Here is a 15,608-nt window from a genome sequence, read left to right as displayed (position 1 = left end):
TAATCACATACACGATGAAAGAATCTGGCAGCATGGTCATAATAATCGCCACACTGACTTGACGATTAACTATCGAGATCTAATAAAACTGGGCAATGATCAGAGCCGTGAATATCATTTAATATATCGGCATATTTAAGTTTTTTCTCCAGCGAGGGCGATGTCAAAAAATAATCGATCCTCCATCCAACATTTTTGGCTCGCGCTCCAGCTCGATAACTCCACCAAGAATATTTCACGGCTTCTGAGTTTAGATGGCGATAAGTATCAATAAAGTTAGCGGCGATTAAATTATCCATACCGTCGATCTCTTCCTGCATATACCCTGCGCTTTTATTGTAATTAGGTTTGGGTCTCGCAAGATCGATATCACGATGGGCAACATTCAGATCGCCACACACAACCACAGGTTTTTCCTCTTCAAGAGTTTGTAAATAAGCGAGGAAGTCTGCGTCCCATTGCTGACGGTAATCGAGGCGTTTCAACTCACTACCAGAATTAGGTGTGTACACAGTTACCAGTATAAAGTTTTTATATTCAGCCGCTATTACTCGCCCTTCTTGGTCATGCTCCTCTATATCCATGTCATAGCGAACTGATAGAGGTTTTTTTTTGCTTAGAATCGCCGTTCCTGAATAACCTTTTTTAACCGCAGAATTACAATAGACTTGATAATCATTAACTTCAGCTAATGCTTCAAATACCTGATCGTCCTGTGCTTTGGTTTCCTGCAAACATAGGGCGTCAGTCTGCATCGACTCGAATGAAGTCATAAAATCTTTTTTCATCGCTGCACGAATGCCATTCACATTCCAAGATACTATCCGCATTATTAACCCTTGTGTTCATGTTATAAATAATAGTGATTTTAGGACCCCGCATTTTTTCGAGGCGAGACTAATATACTGAAACTAAAACAAAAGTTCTATACAACATCAGTAGCCGCTGAATCTATCTAAGTGCCGAAACAAGCTGCCAAGCCCTGTGATAAGTTCGCCTTTACACCCCCAAGAATGAACAAAGACATCACGATTTTCGGATAATCCATGGACCGAGCTTCTTAATCGTATTTCATTCACTTATAATCCGCCAAGTTGAGCGCTTTATTCGGTTGCAAAGCTAAACATCATCGCCTGTTTAGCTAGAACAAAGTGCGTCTAGATAACGTAAATTACACTTCTACCTGCCATCAAATTTAAAAGGTATTTATGATGAACACGCACACTGGATCGCGCATATTGATCACCACTTTTTTGCTTGCTCTCATGTCAATCTTGCCGAATTATATTTACGCCGAGGCTTCTGTTTGGGTGGCAAAAAAATCAGGCAATACAGTTTACCTTGGCGGCACGATTCATTTACTTCGACCAAGTGATTACCCTTTACCGCAAGAGTATCAAGTTGCTTATTTCAATTCAGATAAGATATTTCTCGAAGCTGATATTTCAAAGATGAACGAACCAGCGCTACAGGCAACAATAATGGAAAAATTTTTCTATAAAGCGGGAAAAAATTTGGAGTCTGAGTTAACGCCCGAGGCATATCAGGCTTTGCGCGCCTACGCACAGAAAAGCGCCCTACCTATTGAAATGCTCGCGTCGATGAAACCTTTTTTGGCCATACAGACATTAATCGTCGGCGAATTTATGAAAATGGGTTTTACGCCAGCCGGCGTCGACGCCTATTTTCAGGAGCAAGCCAAAAACGATCGTAAAACACTAGCTTACTTCGAGACTTTGGATGAACAACTAGGAATGTTTGAGTTGATGAGCAAAGATGCCGGCAGTGAATTTATTCTTAGCCAGCTGGATCAAATGCATGACATGACAAGCCTCGTTGATAAGATGTTAAAGGTATGGAGAGCGGGGGATGTCGAACAACTGGAATCCTTGTTTATTGCGCCCATGATTGACGATTATCCCGCAATCTACAATCTCCTTTTAAAAGACAGAAACGATCGATGGATGCCCGCAATAGAAAAGATGTTTAGCGATCAAGATACTGAATTTATTTTGGTCGGCGCGGCCCATTTAGTCGGCAAAGATGGCCTAATTGAACAATTAAGTGCGCAGGGTTACGAGGTACAAAAATTAGAATTGCCAAGTATAAATTAAGGATAGATAAACGATATGAGATATGAAGGCTCATGCCATTGCGGCACTGTGAAATTTTCCGTAGAAGCGCCAAACTCTATCGAGGCGGTGGAGTGTGATTGTTCAATATGCGCGATGACCGGATTTTTGCATCTCATTGTTCCATTGAACAACTTCAATGTATTAAGCGGCGAAGAAAACTTAACGACTTATACTTTTAACACCGCTATCGCAAAACATTTTTTTTGTAAGACTTGCGGCATAAAACCTTTTTACATTCCCCGATCTAACCCCGATGGAATGGATATTAATATTAATTGCCTCAGTACAAGACCGGAAACAATGAGTATCTCAAAATTTAATGGTAAAAATTGGGAAGACCATGCTCACACCCTCGCTCACATGAGCAAAGAAACATAGATTATTTATATCTGCTTATCGTTAATGATCTTGTCTTTCACAAAAAATAATTTCTCGATCCCCAAAAAAAAGCAGATCCGAAGATCTGCTTTTCAACACGATGCTTTGTGTTTATTGGCTAGCGACACTATCATCTGTACTAGTGTTCTGATTCGCATACTTCCAATTCATCGAACCAAAAAACATTTCGTCCCAACTCTGCTGACCCCAAGGTACAGTTCGACTTGGGTCTGGGTTCGCTTTGTTTTGCGCCGAGTTATCAAATGCGCCAACAGCAACCATTTTCGTACCGGCCGGCAAAAATAATGGTTCTTCTAACTGATAAGATAACTGCCAATTGTAGTTGTAGTTCGCAATATTAATTAATTGCTCGCGTCTACCATCTGGAAATTCAGCATAGAAACGCATGCGCTTGCCGCGAAAGTGCATATGAGGAAGCATGCTATATAAGTACGCATCACGATCTAGCGTTACCGATTTCGTCATCTCGTGATCAGGCTCAAACGGAGGGATTGGATCCCAGCCGTTAATAAAGATACAGGCACACTGGCCACCCATCCGTTCAGTCGGAACCTGATCTTCAGGGTAAAACCAAACGCCAATTTCACTCGCATCGGTAGTGGCTTTGCCCGTTGTGGTGTAGTGCAATTGTAAATTAATAGATGAACCCTTTTTCAACAAACCTCCTGTATTTGGCGGCTCATGATAAGGCTCAGCACCGGGTATGTAAGCAGTAATGCTGGGTGCATCTGGATTGCCACCACCTAGAAATCCACCGCGTTGGCGTTTTTCACCGGGCTTCAAAGGGGGAACAACGTTGTTCAAAGTATGATGCAAAACAGTGCGATCACCCGCAACATACTGACTCGCACGAACCCAGCGATCCTTATCAATATCAATAGGGACGTTTACAGTGATGTAATCCAACACGCCGGTAGCAGGAATTTTCTGCTCAGGCACTTTGATAATTAGATCAGGCTCGCCGAAGGCCCACTTAGTTTCAGGCCAAGTTAATTGCGCCAAAGGATCTTCTTTGCCATCTTTTTTCGCACCAGCTTCTACCCAATGCACAACTGTCTGCGTTTCTGATGGTGTAAGTGTATAAGTTTCTTTGAAGTGACCTACCATTGGGTCAATTTGACCGGGTGGCATACGCTTAGTTAGTAGCACTTCGCGGATCATTGGCGCCCAACCTTGAATCATTGCATGACTATTCATAGCAAAGGGGGCAATACCACCTTCACGATGGCAACGCGCACAATTGTCTGCCAAGATCGGAGCAACATCCTCTGCGTAAGAAATGCCTTTTTCGTGCTTTTTCTGAGCTGGATAGCTAACGTCAGATCCTTTCATCGCGATCTGTGGATTCTTAATTTCTTCGCCAGCAAGTACATTTTTAATCGCAGCATCTAAACCTGATTTAACAGGGCCACGATAAAGCACGGTGAAGTTTGTTGGGCTAAATAGGAACACTTCACCAGTTCGGCTGACACCCATTGCCTCAGAAATTAATTGGGCATCATCCATCAACACTGGAATATCGCTTTTGTATTTCGCTAGCGCTTTTTTAACATCAGCCCTGCTTTCGCTGCCGCTCGAATTAATCATGAAGAATTTAACTTCTGAGTACTGCTCTTGCAGCGCTTCAAACTGATCGATAGCGGAGGCTGTCGCTTTGCTGCTATTACCCTGAACCAGAAAGGCTATCGCCTTATGATCGTCGTAATAACTCATTTTATGGAAATAACCATCTTGATCTAGTAAGGCGAAATCTCCTACTCGATCAGCGGCAATGCTAACACTGGATACACTGGCCAAAACCAGGATGCCAAGTAATGCGATTAATTTATTCACCTGTGAACTCCTCTAGCGTATGTCTTGTCGTAATATAAATATTTTTATTAGGTTCTAAATTGGGAGGGCTAGCTATCGTAATCGATGGCTGCTTCTGTCACTTCTTACTATACGAACATCGATTATGAAAACTATCATATGACCAGTTTTCAAGCCACTTAGTTGACCAGATTATAGACGCCGAGTCATCGGATATTTTCAGACGTAACATTTATTAACACAGTTAACATAGGAATGGGATACCGAAGTCGTGACTTATAAGTCGAATCAATTTAACGTCCCTATTTCAGCCAATAGTCTCTTTGCAAGCTCAGCCACCCTAAGACTTAGTTTATGGTCGAAAGCTCACCCTAGAAGTGATCAAATTCATCGTTTAGCGGCGTCCCCTGAGTTACAATCTGGCAACGCTATTTCGGACCTTGAGCTACATCGGGTGGCAGCCATCACGCGTTTCGCTTTTAGAAGAATAAAGATTTACCTGACTCAACTAAATGAATCATAAAAACAAAATCCAAAACCCTTAGGAGATCACCATGAAATCTATCACCAAAATCGTCGCTTCTTTTGCCATATTATTTGCCTTATCGCCACTTGCTTTTGCAAGTGATGCGACCAAGGAAATGGCTGCCATTTTGTCGCATTTAAATCATTTCCCTTCTGCCGAGGAGAAAGCAACACTTATGGATATCAGCGCCGATAAAAACAATAGCGCGTCGACACAAGCAATTGCTAAAGCAATCCATGACATGCAGCATGCGGTGAAAGGCGAAGACAAGGCCAGCTTAGAAAAAATCATTGCCGGTGACTCCGCAACCGCAGATGAAAAAGCCTTGGCTGGAGTTGTGCTCGGTATCACGCACAAACCAAGTGCTGATGCAATGGCAACGCTCGAAGCTTTGAAATAATTATTTTTACTTAAGCGCCAAATAATTTAATCAATAAAAAAAGCCCCTGATATTTTCTGCATACTGAAAATATCAGGGGCTTTTTCCAAACAACACTATTTCTGTTCGCAGGCTTATCGTCAGTCAATAAAATAGCTCTGCGAATCTACCGCTGCTCCAAATGCCAAGTCACATTGCTCGCAAACGGTGTCCAAGCACTTACCTTGTAATTTGCAAATTTTAGTCCGTCTCCAACCCAAGTATTGCACGTTGTCAGTACGTTATAAGATCCTACCGCCTCATAAAACATATCGTTGTCAGCGTAGGAATACCCCTTTAAAGGGATAGCTTTACTATTAATAGATGCCATCGAATTGACAACATATCCAACAAGCTGTTGGTATTCTTGTTTACTGAGGTTTAATTTATAGGCTTGCATCGGTAAATCCTTATCTTGAAAATACGCGACATGCAATAAAGTTGCATTCCCTCCTGATAACGCATCCCAAGCTCTTTCTAGTGTTAGGTCTTTCCACTCCGGAGTCTTGGTATAAAATTCACGATCCCCCCAACCAATACTTATCCATGTTGGAGAAAAGGGTCTTACGGGCAAATCTTCTACCGGGAAAAAATCCCTCCAATCAGTCACCGCGCTTTGTACAGGAAATACGAAATCAGCATGTACGCCATTGTTAACTATATAAGCTTCGAACTCTTCAGGACCAGAAACCACATCCTCATTAACCGGAAAGAATTGAAAACCAAAGGCGGTTAGCCAATACCCTCCAAAGACTATGATTACAACGGCAAAAATACCTAGAACGAGTTTAAAAATAGCGCCGAGCAAACCCATAAGCATCCTCTATTATTATCTGATTATATAAACTAAGGGATTATTCCAGAGTGATTTTTATATGCTGCCGCTTTCCTCACAAAAAAGCCACCCGCTAAGGTGGCTTTTTTGTATATAGGATATGTAATCAAGGTTTAAAATTGCAGCAACTTCCTTATTCAACACTAAATTCGTATTCCTTTTTACTCGCTTGCTCACGAATCGACTTTGAAAGCGCATCTTTTATGGTCGGGGCTGCTGGAGCGTCGCTTTGTACAGACTCGACATATTTATCTCGCTCTTTTCCCAGTTTTGCAATCTCCTGTTTAATTTCTTTTCGCTCTTTCTTTTTGCTTGCTACGAAATCAACTCGTTCTTCAGCGCTCATTACTGCCATCGCCTCAGGCAATGCTTCTTCGTCTAGGGCTTCAAGTTCCGCCTCTCCGGACTCAATTGCGTCGACCAAATCCCATTGCGAATTTTTATAAACCGCTGATGCTTTTGCTTTCGCACGTTTTGCAGCGAATGCAGATGATACTTGCTGCGAACGATCATCTTGCTCTAACTGTCTCACCGCCGCCTCCTGTCCTTTTGCTCCGTAAGGGATATACGTGTCATTTAGGCGACGATTTAATTCGTTGATTCTTTTATCTTGTGGTGCATCAACATGTGCTACCGCATGGTTGTGATCAATGCTCATAAAATTTCCATCCGCCAATAATGCTCCACGCTGCCAACCGGTGCTTAAACCCTCTTGATAATCTCCCGCATAGATTGTCGTAATACTAATATCCTTTTCTTTGGCCAAAACAATCGCATCAACATAATTAATGGGGCCTTGAGTAAAAGGTTCATTACCCGCGATAAAAATCATCCTAATATCGCTCGATTTAGTACTCCAATGTAATTGCTTTACAGCGGTACGAATAGCAAAACCACAATATTCATCTCCACCATCAGTGGTCAATGAAAATAAAGCCTCTGATACGCGATCAAGCTCGCTAGTAAATCCTGCGACTTCTTGAACGTAACCGACTTTCTGTGAAAGCCGGCTGTTCCCATACTGGTAAATTGCGACTTCCAAGACGGGGGAAACATTGTTTTTTTTCATATGCGACAACTCGTCGACCATTTGCCACAATTGTTCACGTGTTTGATTGATTAAACCATCCATGCTGTTACTTGTATCCAGTAGAATTGCAACTTGCACTCGCGGTGCATAGTGGGGGTGGCGCGAGCGATCTTGATGATGGGTCTTAGTGCGCGACGAGTCTTCGACAAGAGAACCTTCTGTGGCTATTGCCGGCATATTCGTCGCTGACAATGCGGCGAAACCAAGGAGTAAAAAAATGTGTTTTAGATAGCGAGATCTGATACTGGTCATAAGGTCATTCCTTTTCAAAATTCTAGAAGAAATAGCAAAGCAGCCTTTACTTTAGAGGAAGGAATGAAAAGGGATAAGGCACGCAATTGTAAAAGTATTGCGTCGAAAGTTTACATTGGGTTTACATAGTCGAAGACAAAAAAGAAACTGACATTTTTCGCCTAAGAGATTGGAGGGATTTGAAAGCCGCCTACCACGCTTGCCAACTTGTGAGCGAAGTCGATCGCTCGGTGATCTTCAAGATAAGGAGCAATTATCTGCATACCAACGGGTAAGTTATTCCGTGACAGCCCGATTGGAGCAGAAACCGCAGGAAGGTGAGCAACACCAGCAAGCGCCCCCACCCACACCAACATTTCTGCATATTCTCTTGGCTTGCCGTTAACGATGATATTTTGAAAAAAATTCGCCTTAGTTTCAATATGAGAAAAAGCAGGAACAATATTATTCGGACATAAAAGAATATCAAACCCTTGATAAAATTCTTGCCATTGTTGCTGTAACTGCAAACGTGCTTGTTGTGCCTTAAATAATTCTTGTGCAGTTTGTAAAGCATAGCGGGTTGAACGAAACGCTATATCTTTGCCTCTCATTGCTGCATCGGCATTTGCTACAAGTTCCATTCGCCTAGCGTAAGCATCATCAGACATACCCGCTGAAGTTGCTCCGGCCAATAAGCGCAAGTACACATCAAATGCTTCTGTTAGTTTAAAATCAGGTTTTGCATTTCGATCAACTCTAAGCCCTTCCTTTTCGAGCGCAACAATACAATTTTCCATTACCTCGCGAACTTCATCGTCGACAGAAAATATTTCGTCATCCAACCAAGCCGCAACACGACACTCTTGAATGGTTTTAGTTTGCGTCTTGGGTAAGTTTAATTGCCAAGCACGCTCCTGAGCATAACTTGGCGCCGCCAGAATACTCGTCAATAGCGCTAGGTCACTTGCACTGCGGGTTAAAGGGCCAATGCAACTAATATCTCTTGGTATCGCCGGTGTCTGCAAACCCGAGATAAGCCCATCACTAGGCACAATTCCATAGCTAGGTTTTAAGGTATAGACACCACAAAAATGTGCTGGAGTCCTCAACGACCCACCAATATCGCTACCAATATCAAAGGCTGCCATGCCCGCTGCAACAACAGCGGCGGAACCACCACTGGACCCGCCCGGGGTTCGACTAAGATCCCAAGGGTTATTTGTTCTACCAAAAACTTTATTAGTGGTTTGAAGATCAGCCGCGAATTCAGGGGTATTTGATTTACCGAATAATATTGCGCCTTCGTCCAATAGGCGCTGTACAACCTGTGCATTTTGTTTTGGATAGTTATCCGTGAGATGTAACGAACCCGCCGTAGTACGAACATTTTTCGTCTGCAGGGTATCTTTCACGGTGATAGGTAAGCCATGTAATTGCCCAATAAAGCTATTTTTTGCCGCCAGCTTATCTAATTCATCGGCACGTCGAAATGCACACTCAATATCAAGTGTGACGATAGCATTTAGTTTCGGATTGACATTTTCAATTTGGTTCAGAAAAACTTGTAGAAGTTCACGACTACTAATTGCTTTGCTTCGAATGAGCTTTGCCAGTGATTCAGCGCTTTGATAAATAAGTTCAGCCATAAAGTATCGGACCTTGTATTGAAATTCAGGGAGCAGCTAGGTTCATGGAAAGCACACCGGAAAATCGTTTTCATTCCACTGGTAATATTTTTTCATTACGCATTCAAAGCTTGGCCACTGTAAGAAATACGTCAACCAGTTTTTTAACTCAGGATAAGGCAATTGATCGAAATATTTTTTATCTGCATTTGCAAACTGACGAATGAATGGAAAAATTGCGACATCAGCTAAGGATGGTGTTGACATAACAAGAAACGATTCTTCTTGTAGATTTTCTTCTAAGCTATTTAGGAATTCACATGCTTTTCGAGAATAGAAATCTTTATCTTGTTCGGGGTATCTTTCGTGATATTTGTATCGATCTAACCAAGGTTTAAACTGAAAATCATTAAACTCGATAAGTTGGCTTATTTTTTCTCGTTGAGAAACATTTATCGGCCACCATGAATCGACATCATTTTGTTGGAGGGCCCAATACATCACGTCGAGACTTTCATCCAACACAGAACCATCATCTAAGATTAGGACGGGTACGGTACCTTTTGCTGAGGCAGCGAGCATGGCTTCGGGCTTATCTTTTAGTACGACTTCTCTAAGCTCTACCTTGATACCAGCATAATACAAAGCTAAACGCGCACGGATGGCATAAGGGCAACGTCGAAAAGAATAGAGGATAGGAAGCTGAGTTTTCATGAGCAGCTCAAAACTGTTTAACTTCCACGTCGAAGTACTTAGAATTTTAAAACTGAGTTAGCAATTAATCCCAGCGCTTAAAAATTAAAGAAGTATTAATTCCACCAAATGCAAAATTATTGCTCATGACATACTCGGTATCTAATGAGCGTGCTTCATGCATGACGTAATCAAGATCGGCACATTCAGGATCAACGTTCTTCAGGTTTGCCGTCGCATGGCACCAACCTTCACGCATCATCTGAATCGCAACCATTGCTTCCAAAGCACCACAAGCGCCAAGAGTATGTCCGGTAAAACTTTTAAACGAACTTATCGGTACTTTATTGGAAAAAATATTATAGGTTGCTTGTGATTCCGCGATGTCACCGCGATCAGTTGCCGTGCCATGAGCGCTTATATAACCTATATCTTGCGCTTTTAAATTTGCATTGTTGAGCGCAGTTTCCATCGCTTTTTGCATGGTCGCAGAACTCGGCTGAGTAACGTGGGCGCCATCGGAGTTCGTTCCAAAGCCAACAAGTTCAGCGTAAATTTTTGCACCGCGTGCTTGGGCATGCTCAAGCTCTTCTAAAATTAACGTTCCCGCTCCTTCCGCCACGACCAAACCATCGCGATCAACATCAAAAGGTTTTGGCGTTAACTCTGGTGTTTCATTCAAGGTACTGGTCGCATATAACGTATCAAAAACCGCCGCTTCAGTCGGACAAAGTTCTTCACCGCCACCGGCAACCATCATCTGTTGGGCGCCATATTTTATCGCTTCATAAGCATAACCAATACCTTGGCTGCCAGAAGTACACGCACTGGAGGTCGTAATAACACGTCCTTTAAGTCCAAAAAAAACGCCAATATTTACCGGCGATGTATGCGCCATCATCTTTACGTAGGTATTCGCGCTTAAACCATCCAAAGTGTAGTTTATAAGCATATTGGAAAAATCTTTTACCGCATCGGTTGATCCGGTTGAAGAACCGTAGGCAACACCCATTCGACCATCTTTAATTGTTTCATCATCGAGTAAGCCAGCCTGCTCTAATGCCAACTCAGTTACCCGCGTCGCCATTAAAGCGACTCGCCCCATACTACGAATCATCTTCCGAGAATAATGCGCAGGTTTTTCAAAATCGAGAACCGGCCCACCTAAACGAGTATTCAATCCAGAAAACTTGTCCCAATCCTCGATATGAACAATGCCTGTTTTCATGTTTTTTAAATTTTCAGCAATACGCGACCACTCCAAACCTATTGGAGAATGACCAGCCATGCCCGTAACAACCACTCGTTTCATTTAATAATCACTCGTTTCATTTCATAATTACCGAATTTATTCTTGTAATAATGCTGCCCGAAAAATTCTCGCTAATCAGCACATACCGCCGTTCACGGAGATGACCTGCCTGGTGATATATCCCGCGTCTTCCGACATTAAAAAACTAATTGTTGCCGCCACTTCACTAACCTGCCCCATTCTTTTTGCAGGTATCATTTTCATTGCTTCTTCTATTACAGTGGGATCAAGCGCATCACCCTCTACCATATCCGTTTCGATCAAACCCGGAGCAACACAATTCACAGTAATCTGGCGCTTCGCCAACTCTAAAGCTAGCGCTTTACAAGCGCCAATTATTCCTGCTTTAGAGGCACTATAATTAACTTGTCCGCGATTACCCATTACGCCAGATACCGACGATAACACAATAATCCTGCCGGGCTTGCGTCGTCTAACTAGAGGCATCGTCAGAGGGTTTAAGACATTATAGAAGCCGTCGAGATTAGTATGTATCACTAAATCCCATTCTTCACCGCTCATCGCGGGGAAAGCGTTATCACGAGCAATACCAGCGTTACACACAACGCCATAATACGCACCATGCTCTTCAACGTCAGCTAAGAGTATATTTGCAGCGGATTCTCGGTCGCTGATATCAAACTGTAAAATGCGAGCTTGCCTGCCGAGGGTTTGAATTTCACTTTGTACTTTTTTTGCTTCCTCTATTCCACTTCGGCAATGTAAAACAATATCGTAACCATCTTGCGCCAAACGAAGCGCGGTGGCTTTTCCTATGCCTCTACTTGATCCCGTAACAAAAACTGTTTTGTCCATTGTTCACCTATACATTGCTTAGCAATAAATTATTCAGCCATAGACTGTTCACTTGAGTAGATTACTCAACTAAATACAGTATTAAATTTTTCCGTTCTCTAAAAATTCATTAACATCTTCTGGCTGGAAGACATTTAGACCAGCATCCATAGCGATATCACCGCAACGAATACTACAGTTAAAAACTCCCAAACCATTATCCGCTTGAAATTCTTTTTCAACTTTTACCAATAATTTCGAATCAAAGGGAATATAAGAGTGGCTACAAGTAAGTTTTCTGGTACCTACTAAAAATCCTACTTTTACTTCCAAACCATTCAAGCGTTGCAATACGCCAGCATGGGCCGCAATAGTTTGCGCCATATATTCAATACCAACCCAAGAGGGAACGCCTTGCACTTCAGCGAACATGACACCTGGATGAATATCAACACTCGCGGTCAGCGACTCCTCATCGTAATCTACAATATCATCCAACAAACTCATTAAACCGGAATGAGGAACGACTTCAGATATTTCAAAATGTCTATTCATAAAATGTTATTTATGTTCGTTTAAAAACTAAAGAAATATTATTGCCACCAAAAGCAAAAGAATTACTCATCGTATAATTTAATTTACCGACAGCCGTGGGCTTTGCGACAATATTAATAGCAGATAATTCTGAATCAAATTGCCCATCCCATTTTTGAATTGGCAGATTCGTGGGGGTTTCACTAGGAGGAGCGCCTTTTGCCTTGTTTTCATAGGTCATCGCCAGCCAACAAAAACCTGCTTCTATAGCGCCGGCAGCGCCCAAGGCATGACCGGTATAACCTTTGGTTGAACTGCAGGAAAGCGTGTCACCAAAAATACGATTAACAGCTTTACTTTCCATGCGATCATTTTGCGGTGTCGCGGTACCATGTAAATTCAAATACTGAATATTTTGCGCTGAAACACCCGCATCTTTCATCGCCATCACCATCGCCACTTCTGCACCTTTTCCTTCTGGTTCTGGGGCAGAAATATGATGAGCATCGGAACTTTCTCCCACGCCGGCCAGTTCAACAGGGCCTGATTCTTTAGACAATAAAAACAAAGCCGCCCCTTCGCCAATATTAATACCCCGACGGTTTTTACTAAAAGGCAGACAGGGCTCGTCGCTTATAGAATCTAAAGCGTCGAATCCGTTTACTGTTAGACCACACAAAGCATCTACCCCACCGGCTATAACCAAATCGCACCAACCCGCCCTCAGTAAGCGTCGTGCGCTCGCCAGCGCTTTTGCGCCTGACGAGCAAGCCGTGGAAATTGTAAATGCTGGTCCGCTTAACTCAAGCCAAGATGCCAACGACTGTGCGGGTGAGGACATTTCTTGTTGCAAATAACTAAAATCTTTCGGAAGCTCGCCGCCGACTTCAGCACACTTAAACGCTCGCTCAGCTTCTGCAATACCGCTAGTACTAGCACCCAAAACGATACCAATTCTCGACGGATCAATATTGTTCGCAAGTCGATCATACTCATTTTTAATTTGTGCAAAAGCACAAAGTAGCAATTGATTACTACGTGTTTGTTGATGAGGCGGATATTCACTTAGACTCGGCAGCTCGCAATTTACTTTACCTAGGGGGAGCCCTCGCCCTGGAGTAAAGTCCTCGCTTGACGACAAACTGTCCGGTGAAGTTTCAAACAAACTATTTGCAATATCAGTTTTATCTTCGCCCAAAGCACATACGATGCCGAGTGTTTGCAAATATACACTGGTGTTTTGACTCATAATTAATAAATTCAATAGTTCAAGGTTTCAAAAAAATAAATTTTTATTGTTTTAAAGTTCGCGGCCAATTTCAAGCAAGAACAACGCTAAAGCTCATTGACGCTCAGTGTAGTGACATCAATGCTGAAATCTATTACATCGCTTCTAATATTAACCTTCGCATCTTTTTCGTATCTGCTTGGGCTACTATTTTCGATAGAAAATATTTTCTTGCGGTTTACAAATAAATGTCGCTGCCCATCTTCCACTTTCATTCGCCAGGCGGATTTTTCCAGCGCACTAAGAACACTTACCTCTGGCCAATGAGCTATTTGTAATTGTGCTAACACTTGCCTACCAGGAATTTTTATTGGCAACATTGGGCTGTAGTCTTCGCTAAATCTCAGGCCGTCGTAAGACAATGTTAGCAAGCGTTGGCCTGTGGGACTCAGGCCAACAAAACTCAAAGTATCCTGCTTTACGACCCATGCCGCCAACATAGTATGACTTTCACTTTCGATCGTAATATTCACTTGCTGCGATATTTGTAAATTCACACCTAGATCAGCTGGCGGCAACAAGGGTAGCTCAGGCAAATGCTGGCCGTTTTCTAAACTGGAACAAGCAGAGACCAAAAAAGCCGTGAAGAAATAAGCTAAGAGCTTGGCTTGCATAATTCCGCCAGGGTATTCATCCTTCTTTCACTATCTTTCACATAGGGGTTGGTAGTATCCCAGGCGTAGCCCGCCAAAATTGAGCAGATCATTTCGCGAATTTCTGGAGATTGTTTTTCTGCAAAAATAATATCTTGAAAGCGGCCGTCGTACCAAGCATCGACAAAGACGCGAAAGGTATCAACGCCTTTTCTCAAAGGCACGCTGTATTCGTTTTCCCAATCAACTTCATCACCTCGAAATTGTTTATCCAGAGCCGCGGAGGCCAAACTTGCGGATTTCATAGCGATAGTTACACCAGAGGAAAATACCGGATCTAAAAATTCACCTGCATTACCCAGCAAAGCGAAGCCTTTTCCCCACAAACTGCTAACATCGCTGGCATAACCAGAAATCTGTCGCACTGGCGTATCAAATTTCGCATTGCTTAATAGTTTTTTGAGTGTTGGATCTTGAGAAATAATTAATTGCAGGCGCTCACTTAAATCTTCACTTTTATCTTCGAAAAACTCACTTCGCGCAACAACGCCAAGTGAAGATCTACCGCTGGAAAATGGGATAAGCCAAAACCAAACATCTTTATGTTCAGGATGGATAGTGATACGAATTTTATCGCGAATAAATTGATCCGCTGGAATATTGTCTTCGACGTGAGTAAATAGAGACGAGCGCGATGGGAAGTTACTCGGTCGATCCAGCTGCAACAACTTCGGCAAAATTCGGCCAAAGCCACTGGCATCTAAAACAAATTGCGCGCTTAACTGATAAGCTTCACCTGCTTCAGTTTTCGCACTAAGAATAGGATAATCCCCATCCATATCTGCACCGGTAATCTCGTGTCCCCAAGCAATGCTTACGCCTTGTTGCTCTGCTTGCTGAGAAAGTAAATGATCAAAGCCCGCCCTTTGGACTTGGTAAGTTGTACCCCAACCTTGGCTAAATTTTTGCCGGAAATCGAATTCAGTTTTTGCCGCACCGCGCACAAACTCTGCGCCATTTTTGTATTGAAAACCGAGCTCATCGGCAGAAGCTTGCACTGCTGCCAACATGTTCGCCTCTTCTAAAAAAGTCATGCATTGCGGCAACAAGCTCTCACCAATTGAAAAGCGCGGGAAATGCTGTCGCTCCACGATGTGTACGCGATACCCCTTATTCACTAAAATCGTTCCCGCTACACTTCCGGCGGGACCCGCCCCAATGATAACCACATCGAAATCAACTACAGGCTTATTCATACCCCAACTACCTCTTTTTAATGTCTTTCACATGCGAAAAACACTGACCAATTCTCAAAATAT

General features: G+C 42.7%; 15 protein-coding genes. 3 read left to right on the top strand and 12 right to left on the bottom strand.

Features of this window, described 5'->3' with window-relative positions:
- Nucleotides 1–65: 65 nt before the first annotated feature.
- The gene (locus ACYUCY_RS04215; RefSeq protein ID WP_460225216.1) at nt 66–830 is read right to left on the bottom strand and encodes an exodeoxyribonuclease III; all 765 of its coding nucleotides are present in this window, start codon (nt 828–830) and stop codon (nt 66–68) included.
- A gap of 378 nt (nt 831–1,208) precedes the next feature.
- Between ACYUCY_RS04215 and ACYUCY_RS04210 the strand changes: the two genes are divergently transcribed.
- Both ACYUCY_RS04210 and ACYUCY_RS04205 read left to right on the top strand, forming a co-directional pair.
- Nucleotides 1,209–2,114 carry a TraB/GumN family protein gene (locus ACYUCY_RS04210; RefSeq protein ID WP_460225215.1) on the top strand — a complete coding sequence of 302 codons (906 nt, stop codon included), beginning with the start codon at nt 1,209–1,211 and terminating at the stop codon, nt 2,112–2,114.
- 15 nt (nt 2,115–2,129) lie between these two features.
- Nucleotides 2,130–2,513, top strand: a complete 384-nt coding sequence (locus tag ACYUCY_RS04205; RefSeq protein WP_460225214.1) for a GFA family protein — start codon at nt 2,130–2,132, stop codon at nt 2,511–2,513.
- A 111-nt stretch (nt 2,514–2,624) separates the two neighbouring features.
- Here the strand turns inward: ACYUCY_RS04205 and ACYUCY_RS04200 are convergent, their stop codons facing one another.
- Nucleotides 2,625–4,367: a thioredoxin domain-containing protein gene (locus tag ACYUCY_RS04200; RefSeq protein ID WP_460225213.1), complete on the bottom strand. Its 1,743-nt coding sequence runs from the start codon at nt 4,365–4,367 to the stop codon at nt 2,625–2,627.
- A 533-nt stretch (nt 4,368–4,900) separates the two neighbouring features.
- On the opposite strand from ACYUCY_RS04200, the gene ACYUCY_RS04195 reads away from it, so the two are divergent.
- Nucleotides 4,901–5,272, top strand: coding sequence for a hypothetical protein (locus ACYUCY_RS04195; protein ID WP_460225212.1), 372 nt, complete (start codon nt 4,901–4,903; stop codon nt 5,270–5,272).
- Nucleotides 5,273–5,417: 145 nt separating this feature from the next.
- Here the strand turns inward: ACYUCY_RS04195 and ACYUCY_RS04190 are convergent, their stop codons facing one another.
- The 10 genes from ACYUCY_RS04190 to ACYUCY_RS04145 form a co-directional block, all read right to left on the bottom strand.
- Nucleotides 5,418–6,104 (bottom strand): TIGR02117 family protein, encoded by a 687-nt coding sequence (locus ACYUCY_RS04190; RefSeq protein WP_460225211.1) that lies wholly within the window; start codon nt 6,102–6,104, stop codon nt 5,418–5,420.
- Nucleotides 6,105–6,258: 154 nt separating this feature from the next.
- The gene (locus tag ACYUCY_RS04185) at nt 6,259–7,467 is read right to left on the bottom strand and encodes a vWA domain-containing protein (RefSeq protein WP_460225210.1); all 1,209 of its coding nucleotides are present in this window, start codon (nt 7,465–7,467) and stop codon (nt 6,259–6,261) included.
- Between the two features lie 161 nt (nt 7,468–7,628).
- Complete coding sequence (locus ACYUCY_RS04180; protein ID WP_460225209.1) at nt 7,629–9,095, bottom strand: amidase family protein; 1,467 nt, start codon at nt 9,093–9,095, stop codon at nt 7,629–7,631.
- A gap of 42 nt (nt 9,096–9,137) precedes the next feature.
- Nucleotides 9,138–9,788, bottom strand: coding sequence for a glutathione S-transferase (locus tag ACYUCY_RS04175; RefSeq protein ID WP_460225208.1), 651 nt, complete (start codon nt 9,786–9,788; stop codon nt 9,138–9,140).
- 64 nt (nt 9,789–9,852) lie between these two features.
- Entirely contained in the window at nt 9,853–11,079 is a 1,227-nt protein-coding gene (locus ACYUCY_RS04170) for a beta-ketoacyl-ACP synthase (RefSeq protein WP_460225207.1), read from the bottom strand.
- 75 nt (nt 11,080–11,154) lie between these two features.
- Nucleotides 11,155–11,895 carry a 3-oxoacyl-ACP reductase FabG gene (gene fabG, locus ACYUCY_RS04165; RefSeq protein ID WP_460225206.1) on the bottom strand — a complete coding sequence of 247 codons (741 nt, stop codon included), beginning with the start codon at nt 11,893–11,895 and terminating at the stop codon, nt 11,155–11,157.
- Between the two features lie 81 nt (nt 11,896–11,976).
- The gene (locus tag ACYUCY_RS04160; protein ID WP_460225205.1) at nt 11,977–12,429 is read right to left on the bottom strand and encodes an ApeP family dehydratase; all 453 of its coding nucleotides are present in this window, start codon (nt 12,427–12,429) and stop codon (nt 11,977–11,979) included.
- Between the two features lie 10 nt (nt 12,430–12,439).
- Nucleotides 12,440–13,657, bottom strand: a complete 1,218-nt coding sequence (locus ACYUCY_RS04155; protein ID WP_460225204.1) for a beta-ketoacyl-ACP synthase — start codon at nt 13,655–13,657, stop codon at nt 12,440–12,442.
- A gap of 86 nt (nt 13,658–13,743) precedes the next feature.
- Nucleotides 13,744–14,310 (bottom strand): DUF3261 domain-containing protein, encoded by a 567-nt coding sequence (locus ACYUCY_RS04150; protein WP_460225203.1) that lies wholly within the window; start codon nt 14,308–14,310, stop codon nt 13,744–13,746.
- Nucleotides 14,292–15,545: an NAD(P)/FAD-dependent oxidoreductase gene (locus tag ACYUCY_RS04145; RefSeq protein ID WP_460225202.1), complete on the bottom strand. Its 1,254-nt coding sequence runs from the start codon at nt 15,543–15,545 to the stop codon at nt 14,292–14,294. The genes ACYUCY_RS04150 and ACYUCY_RS04145 overlap by 19 nt, the downstream gene beginning before the upstream one ends.
- Nucleotides 15,546–15,608 lie beyond the last annotated feature (63 nt).

It is taken from the genome of Aurantivibrio infirmus, from assembly GCF_054767315.1.
The sequence above is the reverse complement of the archived record's forward strand: the minus strand, read 5'-3'. Positions and strand labels throughout refer to the sequence as shown.

What these genes read in the sequence shown, in the direction of transcription:
- ACYUCY_RS04215 (WP_460225216.1), bottom strand. Translation starts at nt 830, where the DNA reads ATGCGGATAGTATCTTGGAATGTGAATGGCATTCGTGCAGCGATGAAA.
- ACYUCY_RS04210 (WP_460225215.1), top strand. Translation starts at nt 1,209, where the DNA reads ATGATGAACACGCACACTGGATCGCGCATATTGATCACCACTTTTTTG.
- ACYUCY_RS04205 (WP_460225214.1), top strand. Translation starts at nt 2,130, where the DNA reads ATGAGATATGAAGGCTCATGCCATTGCGGCACTGTGAAATTTTCCGTA.
- ACYUCY_RS04195 (WP_460225212.1), top strand. Translation starts at nt 4,901, where the DNA reads ATGAAATCTATCACCAAAATCGTCGCTTCTTTTGCCATATTATTTGCC.
- ACYUCY_RS04190 (WP_460225211.1), bottom strand. Translation starts at nt 6,104, where the DNA reads ATGGGTTTGCTCGGCGCTATTTTTAAACTCGTTCTAGGTATTTTTGCC.
- ACYUCY_RS04185 (WP_460225210.1), bottom strand. Translation starts at nt 7,467, where the DNA reads ATGACCAGTATCAGATCTCGCTATCTAAAACACATTTTTTTACTCCTT.
- ACYUCY_RS04180 (WP_460225209.1), bottom strand. Translation starts at nt 9,095, where the DNA reads ATGGCTGAACTTATTTATCAAAGCGCTGAATCACTGGCAAAGCTCATT.
- ACYUCY_RS04175 (WP_460225208.1), bottom strand. Translation starts at nt 9,788, where the DNA reads ATGAAAACTCAGCTTCCTATCCTCTATTCTTTTCGACGTTGCCCTTAT.
- ACYUCY_RS04170 (WP_460225207.1), bottom strand. Translation starts at nt 11,079, where the DNA reads ATGAAACGAGTGGTTGTTACGGGCATGGCTGGTCATTCTCCAATAGGT.
- fabG (WP_460225206.1), bottom strand. Translation starts at nt 11,895, where the DNA reads ATGGACAAAACAGTTTTTGTTACGGGATCAAGTAGAGGCATAGGAAAA.
- ACYUCY_RS04160 (WP_460225205.1), bottom strand. Translation starts at nt 12,429, where the DNA reads ATGAATAGACATTTTGAAATATCTGAAGTCGTTCCTCATTCCGGTTTA.
- ACYUCY_RS04155 (WP_460225204.1), bottom strand. Translation starts at nt 13,657, where the DNA reads ATGAGTCAAAACACCAGTGTATATTTGCAAACACTCGGCATCGTATGT.
- ACYUCY_RS04150 (WP_460225203.1), bottom strand. Translation starts at nt 14,310, where the DNA reads ATGCAAGCCAAGCTCTTAGCTTATTTCTTCACGGCTTTTTTGGTCTCT.
- ACYUCY_RS04145 (WP_460225202.1), bottom strand. Translation starts at nt 15,545, where the DNA reads ATGAATAAGCCTGTAGTTGATTTCGATGTGGTTATCATTGGGGCGGGT.